13 protein-coding genes are annotated in these 11,895 nt (G+C 70.9%); 9 read left to right on the top strand and 4 right to left on the bottom strand.

Annotation, left to right across the window (positions count from 1 at the left end; translation table 11 throughout):
* The 4 genes from BMW35_RS09725 (at window position 1) to BMW35_RS09710 (ending at window position 4,327) form a co-directional block, all read left to right on the top strand.
* Window positions 1–531, top strand: a complete 531-nt coding sequence (locus BMW35_RS09725; protein WP_089669248.1) for a hypothetical protein — start codon at window positions 1–3, stop codon at window positions 529–531.
* 42 nt (window positions 532–573) lie between these two features.
* Window positions 574–1,866, top strand: coding sequence for an amidohydrolase (locus tag BMW35_RS09720; protein WP_089669247.1), 1,293 nt, complete (start codon window positions 574–576; stop codon window positions 1,864–1,866).
* A gap of 93 nt (window positions 1,867–1,959) precedes the next feature.
* On the top strand, window positions 1,960–2,943 hold the full coding sequence (locus BMW35_RS09715) for a hypothetical protein (protein WP_177170816.1): 984 nt from the start codon (window positions 1,960–1,962) through the stop codon (window positions 2,941–2,943).
* Window positions 2,944–3,043: 100 nt separating this feature from the next.
* A complete protein-coding gene (locus tag BMW35_RS09710; protein WP_089669246.1) occupies window positions 3,044–4,327 on the top strand; it encodes an adenosylhomocysteinase in 1,284 nt (427 codons plus the stop codon).
* 72 nt (window positions 4,328–4,399) lie between these two features.
* Here the strand turns inward: BMW35_RS09710 and BMW35_RS15630 are convergent, their stop codons facing one another.
* Window positions 4,400–4,561, bottom strand: coding sequence for a hypothetical protein (locus BMW35_RS15630; protein WP_177170815.1), 162 nt, complete (start codon window positions 4,559–4,561; stop codon window positions 4,400–4,402).
* Window positions 4,558–4,824 (bottom strand): HalOD1 output domain-containing protein, encoded by a 267-nt coding sequence (locus BMW35_RS09705; protein WP_089669245.1) that lies wholly within the window; start codon window positions 4,822–4,824, stop codon window positions 4,558–4,560. Before BMW35_RS09705 ends, BMW35_RS15630 begins: the two co-directional genes overlap by 4 nt.
* A gap of 140 nt (window positions 4,825–4,964) precedes the next feature.
* Here BMW35_RS09705 and BMW35_RS09700 point away from each other — a divergent pair, with 140 nt between their 5' ends.
* Window positions 4,965–7,643 carry a bacterio-opsin activator domain-containing protein gene (locus tag BMW35_RS09700; protein ID WP_089669244.1) on the top strand — a complete coding sequence of 893 codons (2,679 nt, stop codon included), beginning with the start codon at window positions 4,965–4,967 and terminating at the stop codon, window positions 7,641–7,643.
* Window positions 7,644–7,749: 106 nt separating this feature from the next.
* Entirely contained in the window at window positions 7,750–8,241 is a 492-nt protein-coding gene (hjc, locus tag BMW35_RS09695) for a Holliday junction resolvase Hjc (RefSeq protein ID WP_089669243.1), read from the top strand.
* 6 nt (window positions 8,242–8,247) lie between these two features.
* Here hjc and BMW35_RS09690 read toward each other — a convergent pair whose 3' ends face one another.
* On the bottom strand, window positions 8,248–8,862 hold the full coding sequence (locus BMW35_RS09690) for an SWIM zinc finger family protein (protein ID WP_089669242.1): 615 nt from the start codon (window positions 8,860–8,862) through the stop codon (window positions 8,248–8,250).
* A gap of 143 nt (window positions 8,863–9,005) precedes the next feature.
* On the opposite strand from BMW35_RS09690, the gene BMW35_RS09685 reads away from it, so the two are divergent.
* The gene (locus tag BMW35_RS09685) at window positions 9,006–9,209 is read left to right on the top strand and encodes a DUF7472 family protein (protein WP_089669241.1); all 204 of its coding nucleotides are present in this window, start codon (window positions 9,006–9,008) and stop codon (window positions 9,207–9,209) included.
* Here BMW35_RS09685 and priL read toward each other — a convergent pair whose 3' ends face one another.
* Window positions 9,210–10,295, bottom strand: a complete 1,086-nt coding sequence (gene priL / locus BMW35_RS09680; protein ID WP_089669240.1) for a DNA primase regulatory subunit PriL — start codon at window positions 10,293–10,295, stop codon at window positions 9,210–9,212.
* 125 nt (window positions 10,296–10,420) lie between these two features.
* Between priL and BMW35_RS09675 the strand changes: the two genes are divergently transcribed.
* Together BMW35_RS09675 and BMW35_RS09670 are read left to right on the top strand one after the other, a co-directional pair.
* The gene (locus BMW35_RS09675) at window positions 10,421–11,080 is read left to right on the top strand and encodes a protein sorting system archaetidylserine decarboxylase (protein ID WP_089670401.1); all 660 of its coding nucleotides are present in this window, start codon (window positions 10,421–10,423) and stop codon (window positions 11,078–11,080) included.
* A 29-nt stretch (window positions 11,081–11,109) separates the two neighbouring features.
* Window positions 11,110–11,781 (top strand): HD domain-containing protein, encoded by a 672-nt coding sequence (locus BMW35_RS09670; protein ID WP_089669239.1) that lies wholly within the window; start codon window positions 11,110–11,112, stop codon window positions 11,779–11,781.
* The last annotated feature ends 114 nt before the right edge of the window (window positions 11,782–11,895 follow it).

Here is an 11,895-nt window from a genome sequence, read left to right as displayed (position 1 = left end):
ATGCTGGAGCGCGCTCGCGAGTACGGACCGGTCGGGCTGGTGCCGCTGGCGTGGACGTTCGCGGCCGCCGCCCACCTCGGGTACGTCAGTGAGCATCCGCTGTTCGTCGCGCACGTCGTCATGGTCGTCCTGCTGGCCGCGTTCGCCGCGCTGTCGTGGACGGAGATGCGGGCGGGCGCGCTGCGGGCGTGGCGGACCGTCGTCACCGCTGGCGTCGGCGTGACGGCGCTCGGACTCGCGTCGTTCCGGGTGCCAGCGGAGCCCGCGGGCGTGCTCCGCGCGGCCGCCGTCGTCGGCTGGATGCTGCTGCCGGCGTGGGGGCTGGCGGACACGGCGCGAAGGACGACGAGGCCGGCGTTCGCTCGCGTCTACCTCGGCGCGGCGGTGGCGTCCGTCGCGGGTGCCGCGCTGGCGGTCGTCGGCCTCGCGTCGCGGGTGCCAGCGGCGGGCTGGGTCGTCCTCGCCGGCATCGCCGTGACCGGCGTCGGGCAGACTGCGAGCATCGCAGCGGCCGCCCGACAGGGCTCGTAGCGTCCCGACAGATTCACGCCCGGGTCGGGCGAAGTCCGGGCCATGAGTACGCTGCGAATCGCGGGCGGGTCGGTTCTCCGATCGGACTTCTCCGTGACCGAGGGCGACGTGCTGGTCGACCGGGAGTCGGGCGAGATTCTCGCGGTCGGCGACGTCGAGGGCGGCGACGAGCGGCTGGACGCCGAGGGCTGTCTGGTGATGCCCGGGCTGGTGAACGCGCACTGCCACGCGGCGATGACCCTGCTGCGGGGATACGCCGACGACAAGCCGCTGGACGCGTGGCTACAGGAGGACATCTGGCCGGCCGAGGCCGAACTCGACACCGGGGACGTCCGCGCCGGCACCGAACTCGCGCTCGTGGAGCTGATTCGCTCGGGGACCACGGCGTTCGCGGACATGTACTTCCAAGTCCCCGAGGTCGTCGACGCCGTCGAGACGGCGGGCCTGCGGGCCCGGCTCGGTCACGGCGTCGTCACGGTCGGGAAAGACGACGAGCAGGCCATCGCGGACAACGAGGAGAGCCTGGAGGTCGCCCGCGAGTTCGACGGCACCGCCGACGGCCGAATCAGGACGGCGTACATGCCCCACAGCCTCACGACCGTCGGCGAGGAGTACCTCCGTGAGTTCGTCTTTCAGGCCCGCGAGGCCGGCGTCCCCGTCCACTTCCACGCCAACGAGACGGCCGACGAGGTCGAGCCAATCGTCGACAAGCGCGGCGTCCGCCCGCTGGAGTACGCCGAGGACGTGGGCCTCCTCGAAGACGGGGACTTCCTCGCGCACGGCGTCCACAGCGACGAGACCGAAATCGAGTTGCTCGCGGAGTCGGGCGCGAGCGTCGTCCACTGCCCGGCGTCGAACATGAAACTCGCTTCGGGGATGGCCCCCGTGCAGGCGATGCGCGAGGCCGGCGTGACCGTCGCGCTCGGCACGGACGGCGCGGCGTCGAACAACGACCTCGACGTCTTCGACGAGCTCCGGGACGCCGCGATGCTCGGGAAACTCCAGACCGGCGCGGCCGACGCCGTGCCCGCCGAGGCTGCGGTCGAGATGGCGACCGCGGGCGGCGCGGACGCCCTCGGCTTCGACGCCGGCCGAATCGAGGCGGGCGCGAACGCCGACCTCGCGGTCGTCGACTTCTCGGCCCCGCACCTAACGCCCGTCCACGACCACGTCTCGCACCTCGCGTACGCCGCGACCGGGCAGGACGTCCGGCACACGGTCTGTGACGGCGAGGTGCTGATGCGCGACCGCGAGGTGCTGCCGTTCGACGAGACCGCGGTCCGGGAGCGTGCCGAGCAGCGCGCCGCGGCGCTCACCGAGCGCGCCGGCGACTGACGGACCCGTCAACACGACGGCCAAAACCCTGAAATACGAGCTGTAGAACGGCCAGCAGCCTTATTGTACGAACGCGGTAACGAAGTGACGACCATGGGCAAGACAGGGCACGCAGTACTGGTCGCGGCGCTGTTCGTCGCGGCGGTCGCCGTCGTCCCGGGCGGGGCGGTGGCGGCCGACGGGCTCGCCGTGACCGGCGAGCAGGCAGACGACGGCACGGTCACCGTGACCGTGACCGAGAACAGCACTGCGGTGGCGAACGCGTCCGTCACCGTCGAGGCACTGAACAACTCCACGTACGCCGGCGCTGGGAGCTACGAGACGGGGGAGAACGGCACCGTCGACCTCGCAGCCCCCGAGCAGAACGTCACCGTCGACGTGACCGCCGAGGCGAACAACACGACGGCGACGACCACGCTCGACCTCGTGGCATCGACTGACGACACCAGCGACGAGCTGGCAGTCGGCGTCACGCAGGCCGACGACGGGTCGGCGGCCGTCTCCGTGACGACGAACGGGACGGGCGTTCCGAACGCCTCGGTCGCGGTCGCCGCACAGGACAACGTCAGCTACGCCGGCGAGGGCAACTACGCGGCCGACGAGAACGGCACCGTCGGCCTCCCGGCCCCCGAGCAGAACGTCACCGTCGACGTGACCGCCGACGCGGACAACCAGACGGCGACGACGACCGCGACGCTGACTGTCAGCGAGAACGCGACCGACGAGGACGCCTTCGGAGCACGGGTGTCCGCGTTCGTCCGCGCGCTCCAGTTGGACGGCAACATGAGCGGACAGGCCGTCGCGGAGTTCGTCACCGCGAACAACCCCGGGGCCGACAACCGCTCGGACACCGCGAATCAGGGGCCGCCCGAGGACGCGGGCAACGACGAGAGCGAGGACGACGCTGACGCCGACGACGAACCCGAGGACGACGAGTCCGACGCAGACGGCGAGAGCAACGACGACAACGGCAACGGGAACGACAGTGACGACGAGAAGGGCAACAGCGACACGGGCAACAACGGCAACGGCAACGGCGGCGGGAACGGCAATGGCAACGGGAACGGCCCGCCGTAACGTCGGCCGAGTCTGATTTTCGCCGCGGCCGAGGTCGCCGGTCGCGGCCGACGCCGACGGCTTCGGTACCGTTTTGAGTTCGGTGCCCCTCGCTTGCTGCATGACCACTGCGTCACCCATCAGCGGTCGGCTCGACAACGTCGAGTCGGCGCGCGCCGAGGGGCGGAAGAAGATCGACTGGGCGTTCGAACACATGCCCATCCTCTCCTCGCTCCGCGAGGACTTCGAGGCCGAGCAGCCGCTGGCGGGCGAAACCGTCGGCATGGCGCTGCACGTCGAGGCGAAGACCGCGGCGCTCGTCGAGGCGATGGCCGCCGCCGGGGCGGAGGTCGCCATCACGGGCTGCAACCCGCTGTCGACCCACGACGACGTGAGCGCGGCGCTGGACGCCCACGACAACATCACCTCGTACGCCGAACACGGCGTCGACGACGAGGAGTACTACGAGGCCATCGACGCCGTCCTCGCCCACGAGCCGACCGTGACCGTGGACGACGGCGGCGACCTCGTCTTCCGCGTCCACGAGGAACACCCGGAACTCATCGACACCATCGTCGGCGGCACCGAGGAGACCACCACCGGCGTCCACCGGCTGCGCTCGATGGACGACGACGAGGCTCTCGACTACCCCGTCTTCGCCGTCAACGACACGCCGATGAAGCGCCTGTTCGACAACGTCCACGGCACCGGCGAGTCCTCGCTGGCGTCCATCGCCATGACCACGAACCTCTCGTGGGCCGGCAAGGACGTCGTCGTCGCCGGCTTCGGCTACTGCGGGAAGGGCGTCGCGCGGAAGGCCAGCGGCCAGAACGCGAACGTCATCGTCACCGAAATCGACGAGCGCCGCGCGCTCGAAGCCCACATGGAGGGCTACGACGTGATGTCGATGGACGACGCCGCCGAAATCGGCGACGTCTTCATCACCACCACCGGCAACCGCGACGTCATCGTCGACCGGCACTTCGAGCAGATGCAGGACGGCGCTGTCCTCGCGAACGCCGGTCACTTCGACATCGAAATCGACCTCGACGCGCTCTCCGAGCGGGCCGACAGCGAGCGCGAGGTCCGTGACGGCGTCCGCGAGTACCGCCTCGACGACGGCACCCGCATCAACGTCCTCGCCGAGGGCCGCCTCGTCAACCTCGCCGCGCCCGTCAGCCTCGGTCACCCCGCCGAAGTCATGGACCAGTCCTTCGGCGTGCAGGCCGTCTGTGTCAAGGAACTCGTCGAGAACGGCGACGACTACGACGCCGGCGTCCACGACGTCCCCGACGAACTCGACCGCCAGCTCGCCGCGATCAAGCTCGACGCCGAGGGCGTCGAACTCGACGAGCCCACGGACGAACAGACCGAGTACATGGACTCCTGGCAGCACGGCACGTAGACGCGGCTGCCCGCAGGTCACCCGGCGTCCCGCAGCGTCGTCGGCGTGCCCGGTGCCCGGCCGGGCGCGCCGTCACTGCGTGACGGGGACAGTGACGTCGGACTGAATCCAGGCGTGCTCGTTGTGCGGGTCCGCAATCATCGCGACGCGCGCGTCCTCGAGGTCGTACTCTTCGTAGGTGTCTCTGATTGCTGCGTCGTCTACCGGTGGCTCCGGGCGGCGTGACTCAGTCACGTGTCCGTCACCTCGGGGACACGCGCGTCACTCGCGCCGTCGACGGAGACGGTGCCGTCGCCCCGAACGACGACAGTGTGGTCGCCGTGGTCGAAGCTGATTTCGAGGTCGGTCGCGCTGGCGACGAGCGCGTCGAGGGCGTCGCCGTCGACCGACTCGTAGAGCGGCGGGTCGACCTCGTGCGGTTCGGTGTCGGTCGCGTCCGCCAGCGCGTGGATGACGCGGAGACTGGGTACGTGGTGTTCGGTGGAGGCCTCTGACATCGTGTGTACCGAAGGGGCTCCCCGAGTATCCCCCTGACTGGTATACTGGTAAGGGCACCCGCCGACGGACCCAATACGTATAGCGTCGCGCTAGCTCGGGGCCGTGACCGTTATTGTGTCGTGCTACCAAGTAGTCGGGAATGAGTGGTGACTCCCTGGACCGGCTGCAGCGCTCGCTCGAAGCGCTGGCGGCCGGCGACACGGACGTCGACCCGTTCGACGGCGACGACCGAGCCGACCTCGGGGAAGCCCTCCGCGGCGTGGCCGACCGGCTCGACTCCCTCCAGCGCGAGCGGGACGCCGAACGCGACCGAGCGGCCGCGCTGTTCGACCACGTCACCGACCCCATCGCGCGCGTGACCGGGGCGTCCCCGCCACGGGTCGCCGACGGGAACGACGAGTTCGACACCGCGTTCGAGGGCGTCGCGTCGCCGGGTTCGCCGCTCGCGGACTGCTTCGCCGAGGACTGCGGTGACGTCGTCGCCCGAGTGGCGGCTGGAGAGCCGGTCGAGGCGACGCTGCGTGCCGCCACGGCGAGCGGCCCCGCCGACACCGACGTCCGGTTCGTCCCGGTCACCGGCGACGAGGGGTACGTCGTGTTCGACAACCCCACGGCGGTTCAGGACGAGCCGGTCGACCGCCGACAGCAGCTGTACGAAGTCACCGCCGACCCGGCGCTGTCCCTCGACGAGAAGGTCGAGCGCTTGCTGTCGATGGGCTGTGAGTGGTTCGGCACCGGGAACGGCCTCCTCAGCCGCATCGACGAGGCGACCGACGACTACCGCGTCGAGCGGGGCGTCGGCCCGGACCCAGTGAGCGCGGGCGACCGCTTCCCGCTGTCCGCGACGTACTGCCGGCGCACCGTCGACAGCGACGACATCCTCGCGATCCACGACGCGCCCGCCGAGGGCGAAGCCGCCGACCCCGGGTACGCCGACGGCGGCGTCACCTGCTACATCGGCGGGCGCGTCGTGGTCGACGGCAGGCTCTACGGAACGCTCTGCTTCTACGACGAACAGCCGGCGAGCGCGCCCTTCACCGCGCTCGACCGCGCCCTCGTCGACCTCATGACGCGGTGGGTGAGTTACGAACTGGAGCGCTCTCGCCGCGAGCGCTCGCTGGCGGCGGTCCACGACGCCACCGTCGAACTGCTCGGCGTCGAGTCGGTGGACGCCGCAGCGGAGACGGTCGTCGAGACGGTCGAGGATGTGCTCGACGACGCGGTGGTGGCGTTCTACCAGTTCCGGCCGACGACGGGCGAGTTCGCCCCGGTCGCCACGACCCCGGGGTTCGCCACCGGCGACCCGCCCGCTCTGAGTGTCGGGGCAGCGTCACCGGCCTGGGAGTGCCTCGTCGACGGCGAAATCTGGACGTTCGGCGACCCCGCAGCCGTCGCCGCCGACTGGACGCCGGAGAACGGCGCGAGCGGCGGAGTTCTGGTTCCCGCCGGCGACCACGGCCTGTTCGTCGTGGCGACGACGACCGGCCCGCCCGACGGTGACCGCCGTCACCTCGTGGAGACCGCCGCGACGAGCGCCGAAGCGGCGTTCGACCGGCTGGCGAGTGAATCCGACCTGCGCGCCCACGAGCGCGAACTCGCGGAGCGCAACGACCGCCTGCAGCGCCGCGTGCAGGTGACCGAAATCATGCGCACCGTCAACCGGTCGCTGATCGCAGCCGAGAGCCGGGCGTCCATCGAGGCCGCCGTCTGCCAGGGGCTGGCGGACGCCACCGGAATCAAGTTCGCGTGGGTCGGGGGCTGGGACGCCGACGAGGGCCGGCTCAGCCCGCGGACGTGGGCCGGCGACGGCGGGACCTACCTCGACGCCGTGTCCCTGCGCGCGGACCGCCGAGAGCCCGCCGTCGTCGCCGCACGCGACGGCGTCCCCGCGGTCGTCGGCACCGTCGCCGAGGGCGTGACCGTCGAAGCGTGGCGCGAGCACGCCACCGCGTGCGGGTTCGCGTCTGCGCTCGCGGTGCCGCTGTCGGTCGACGGCCACAGCCACGGCGTACTCGCCGTGTACGCCGACGAAGCCGGCGCGTTCGGCGACCTGGAAGCCGACGTGTTCGGCGAACTCGGCGAGACCATCGCCGACGCGATGGCCGCGGTCGCCGCCCGCGAGGCGCTGCAGGCCGACACGCACGCCGAGTTGCGTCTGTCCGTCGCGGCCGACGACACCGTTCTCGCCCAGCTTCAGGCGGACACCGGCGGCCGCGTCGTCTACGAGGGGGCGGCCAACCGCGGCGACGGCAACGACATGTTCGTCTCGGTCGCGGGCGCGAGCCGGGACGAGGTCGCCGACGCGCTCGCCGACCGCACCCGGGTCACCGACTACCAGCACGTCGCCAGCGCCGGCGACCGCCACGCGTTCGAGGTGACGACCGCGGACGACAGCCTACCCCGGGTGCTCGCGCGGAGCGGCGGCAACCCGCAGTCGATTGTCGCCGACGAGAGCGACGACCTCAGCGTCGTCGTCGACGTCCCGGCGGACAGCGACGTCCGCGCCTACGTCGACAGTCTCCGCAGCCGGTACGACTCGGTCGAGCTCGACGGCCGGCGGGACGTCGAACGGAGCGCCCGGACCCGGGAAGAACTGGTGCAGGACCTCTTCGACGCGCTCACCGAACGCCAGCTAGAGGTGTTGCGGACGGCGTACCTCGCCGGGTTCTTCGAGTGGCCGCGGGAGACGACCGGTGAGGGCGTCGCCGAACTGCTCGGCGTCTCACAGCCGACCGTGAACCGCCACCTCCGGGTCGCACAGCGCCGGCTGTTCGAGGAGCTGTTCTCGATGGAGCGGCCGCCAGCGGTCCGCGAGTGACGCCAGACGGCGGCGCGAACGCACCGGGACGCAACGCACTAACCGCCCGACGGCCTACGGCGGGACATGACGGACACGCGCGGTGACGCCCCGGAGGGAGGCCAGCATGGCTAACTCGAACGCGAAGGGCAACAGGCGCGAGCGCGAACTCGTGAACGAACTGGACGAGCGCGGGTTCGCGGTGATGCGCGCGCCGGCGTCCGGGTCCGCGACCGAGCGCGAACTCCCGGACGTGCTGGCGGGCGACGGCGACGCGTTCTTCGCCGTCGAGGCGAAGTCCTCCGCCGGCGACCCGATCTACCTCACGGGCGAGGAGGTCGAAGCCCTCGTCTACTTCGCACAGAGCTTCGGCGCGAGCCCCAAAATCGGCGTGCGCTTCGACCGCGAGGACTGGTACTTCTTCCACCCCGCGGACGTCTACAGGACGGACGGCGGGAACTACCGCGTGAAGAAAGAGACCGCCATCGAGGACGGCGAACACATCGACGACCTCGGCGAGAGCGGGGACGCGGACGGCGACCACAGCGTCCACGACGTCCTGCAGGCGCTCGACCAGGGCGTGCTGTCGCTGGACGAAGCCGCCTCGATGCTGGAGTAGGAGAGCTCAGGGCTCGTCGGCCTCGCCCTCGCCGGGTCGCCGCAGCCGCCCCCTCGGGAACGCGTAGCGCTGTGGCGGGCGGGCGGCGACCTGCGCTGCGCTGGCGTCCCGGTCCAGCGGATAGAGCACGTCGACGACCACGTCCCCGGGGTCGTAGTGCCTGTTCGAGTAGTGCTCGGCGACCGTCCAGCCGCGGGAGGGAATCTCGACCTCGTCAGCGCGCTCGCCCGTCGTCTCCACGACCACAACGAGCGTGTCGGTCTCCCGGTCGACGACGAACTCGCCGGCGTCGAGCGTGCAGTCCCCGCAGTAGACGGGGTCCGCGGCGTCCTCGTCGACGTGGAGTCGCTCGCCGCAGTTCGCGCACGAGGTGGCCCGCTCGCCGGGCGCGGGGACGGTACCGGCCGTGACCTCCATCGCCGCCCGCCGCAGGTGCTTGCAGCGCACGCCCCGGAACTGGTGGTCGGGGCACGCACACCGCCCCGCTTCGAGGGCGACCTCGTAGGTCGCGCCGGACTCGCCGGTCACCTCGTAGCGGCCGCTCCCGGTCGCCTCGACGCGCATGCGTTCGTCGCGAGCGCGCCTCGCGCGCGCCCGGTCGGCGTCGGATTCCGCGGCCATCACAGACCGATGTAGCCGCCGCAGACGCCTAAACCCCGCCAAACCGAGGGATTCTTGCAGCGCAGACACCTATTTGCGTGGGTCTCGGGAGCGCGTCCGACGGCTTCGAAGCGCTTTTGCGGCGGCCCGAGAAAGCCGCAGCCATGTCAGACGCGCTCGACGCCCGCGTGGAGGCGGGCATCGCAATCCTCGCTGTGCTGGTGTTCATCGGCATCCTCGTCGCCGCCGCGTCGATGGGAGCCAGCGGCTTCGGCGCGACCAGCGCGTACGCGGTCGTCGCGGCCATCGTCGTCTTCATCCTCCTGATGGCCGGCGTCGGCTACTGGCTCTCCGGCAAACAGGAGTAATCAGTCGTCCGCGTCCGCAGCAGTCTCGTCGTCGCGCTCCCGCCAGTCTTCTAGGTCCTCGTCGTCTTCGTCGTCCAGTTTGACCTCGTAGTACGACAGCGGGTGGTTGATGGCGTCACAGAGGTCGTCTGGATTCGTGCAGTCCCCGTAGGCCTTCATCGTCGCACACGACGGTGCCGTGTACTCGGTGGGGCTGGAGTCGCCCTGAATGTGGTCCGTCTGGTAGCGCGTCATCTCCTCGCCGAACCCCGGATTCACCTTGTAGATGTCGACGATTTCGTCGGTCGTGAGCCCGATGTTCGCGAGGAACGACGTGATGGCGAACCGCGAGTGGTGCGGGAGGTGTTCGCCGCGCTGCACCTGGTCGAGGAGGTGTTGCATGCACGGCGGGAACAACTCCGGGACGACGGTGTCGATTTCGCGCGTGAGGTCCATGTCTGCGAGCACGTCCCGGACGGCGACGGCGGGTGCCTCCATCGCGTCCGCGATGGGGTCGGGGACGGACAGCGGGAGGCCGTCCTCGATGCGGCCCCGAATGGCCTCTCGGAGCAGCGTGTCGAGTTCGGGCTCCGAGACCGGCACGCGGCCGTCGTCGAGCGCCCGGTTCACGAGCCGCCAGTCGTCGCCCCGGAGCGACGACGACAGCAGGAGGTACGTCGGCACGTCGACGTCGTAGCCGTCCCGGCGGGCGTGGACGTGGTCAGCGAGGTCGAACTCCGCGAGCAGTTCGTCCCGCGACAGCCGGTCGTCGCCGCCGACGCTCTTCAGCTCGCTGTCGTCGGACTCGTCGGCCGTGAACCGGTCGTAGGCGGCGTCAGCCTCGGCCTGCGCGTACTTCCGGACGAGCACGTTCTCGTCGACGACCGACACGAGGACGCGCGCGACGGGGTACGAGAGCAGTTCGATGCGGTCCGAGCGCGCGCGGTCGCCGACCGTCCCGTCGGCGAGCGCGCCAGTGACGCGCTCCCGTGCGCGCTCCACGACGGCGTCGTCGTTAGCGACCACGTCGGCGAGGTCCACACCCGCCTCCTCGACGGCGTCTCGGGCGTCCCCCAGGAACGGGTAGCGAGCGTGGCGGGCGTTCATTCGCTCCCTGTTTGCGAGCCGACGCCGATAAACACCCCGGCTCGCTGCCGGCGGTACGGCAGCCGGACAGCTGGCCGAGTGGCGGGACCGACACGCTCACCACGCTGGCAGCCGACGGTGGGAGTGTGTTCGCGCGCGGCCCCTGGAAGTGGCAGTACGCACTCCCCCCGGCAGTCGTGGGGCTCGCCCTGCTCGGGCTCTCCTCGCTGTGGGGCGTCCCCGCGCTCGCGCTCGCCGGATTCGTCGCCTGGTTCCACCGCGACCCCGACCGCACCCCGGACGGCCCCGGCGTCGTCACGCCGGCGGACGGCAAGGTGTCCGTGATTCGGGAGGCGGACGACGGCCGAGTGCGCGTGGGCGTGTTCATGAACGTCCACGACGTGCACGTGAACCGCGCGCCCCTCGACGGCACGGTCGAGGACGTGACCCACGAGCCGGGCGGCCACCGGCCCGCCTTCGACAAGGAGTCCGAGCACAACGAGCGCGTCCGCGTCGAGACCGACGAGTGGACGCTCGTGCTCATCGCGGGCGCGTTCGCCCGCCGTATCCACCCCTACGTCGAGGCGGGCGACGACCTCGCGCGCGGCGACCGCCTCGGCCACATCTCCTTCGGCAGCCGGGCGGACGTCGTGTTACCGCCGGAGTACGGCCTCGACGACGTGGCCGTGGAGTCCGGCGAGAAGGTTCAGGCGGGCGAGACCGTGCTGGCTCGCCGGGCCGGGTACGACGAGAGCGAGTTCGGTGGCGGCGAAGTCGGCGAGACGGTGCTCGCCGACGACGAGTGACTTTTCCGAAGTGGCGGGGAACGTGAGGCGTGACCGACAGCGACGCGCTCTTCGACCGCGTAGCCGACGAGATGGCCGTGCACCTCGACGGGGACGACTCGGGCCACGACATGCACCACCTCTGGCGCGTGCAGCGGCTGGGGACTCGCATCGCCGAGGCGGAAGGTGCCGACACCGACGTGGTCGGCGTCGCGGCGCTCGTCCACGACCTCCACCGGGTTCGCGGCGACGGCTTCACGCACCCCGAGGAGACGCTTCCGGAGATTCGCGAGATTCTCGCCGACGCCGGCGTCCCGGAGACGCTCCGTGACCCAGTCTGTCACTGCGTCGCGGTTCACGAGGAGTACAGCTTCGAGGACGACCCCCTGACGGCCGAGACGGTCGAAGCTGAAGTCCTGCAGGACGCCGACAACCTCGACGCCATCGGTGCCGTCGGCGTCGCTCGCACGTTCCAGTTCGGCGGCGCTCACGGCAATCTCATGTGGGACCCGGAGCGGCCGCTACCCGGTGCCGACGACGCCTACGAGAAGGACGACCACGAGGACGAGCAGGCCAGCACGTACCACCACATCCACGCGAAGCTGCTGCGGCTCCACGAGCACATGAACACGGAGACGGGCCGCGAGATAGCCGCCGAGCGCCACGCTTTCCTCGAAGAGTTCACGGAGCGCTTCGAGGCCGAGTGGGCGGGAGAGGCGTAGCTCAGTAGTCCCGCGGCAGCGTGTCCAGAAGAGTCGAGCAGGCGGCGCGTTCCTCGACAGGCCGGTGTGCCACACTCCCGCCTCGACCGGTCCTGCCCTAGTTCTACGTCACGT

It is taken from the genome of Halobacterium jilantaiense, from assembly GCF_900110535.1.
GTDB lineage: Archaea > Halobacteriota > Halobacteria > Halobacteriales > Halobacteriaceae > Halobacterium > Halobacterium jilantaiense.
This window is presented reverse-complemented; position numbering and strand designations above follow the sequence as displayed.

Coding starts and splice junctions, on each gene's coding strand:
- BMW35_RS09725 (WP_089669248.1), top strand. CDS start 1: ATGCTGGAGCGCGCTCGCGAGTACGGACCGGTCGGGCTGGTGCCGCTG.
- BMW35_RS09720 (WP_089669247.1), top strand. CDS start 574: ATGAGTACGCTGCGAATCGCGGGCGGGTCGGTTCTCCGATCGGACTTC.
- BMW35_RS09715 (WP_177170816.1), top strand. CDS start 1,960: ATGGGCAAGACAGGGCACGCAGTACTGGTCGCGGCGCTGTTCGTCGCG.
- BMW35_RS09710 (WP_089669246.1), top strand. CDS start 3,044: ATGACCACTGCGTCACCCATCAGCGGTCGGCTCGACAACGTCGAGTCG.
- BMW35_RS09705 (WP_089669245.1), bottom strand. CDS start 4,824: ATGTCAGAGGCCTCCACCGAACACCACGTACCCAGTCTCCGCGTCATC.
- BMW35_RS09700 (WP_089669244.1), top strand. CDS start 4,965: ATGAGTGGTGACTCCCTGGACCGGCTGCAGCGCTCGCTCGAAGCGCTG.
- hjc (WP_089669243.1), top strand. CDS start 7,750: ATGGCTAACTCGAACGCGAAGGGCAACAGGCGCGAGCGCGAACTCGTG.
- BMW35_RS09690 (WP_089669242.1), bottom strand. CDS start 8,862: ATGGCCGCGGAATCCGACGCCGACCGGGCGCGCGCGAGGCGCGCTCGC.
- BMW35_RS09685 (WP_089669241.1), top strand. CDS start 9,006: ATGTCAGACGCGCTCGACGCCCGCGTGGAGGCGGGCATCGCAATCCTC.
- priL (WP_089669240.1), bottom strand. CDS start 10,295: ATGAACGCCCGCCACGCTCGCTACCCGTTCCTGGGGGACGCCCGAGAC.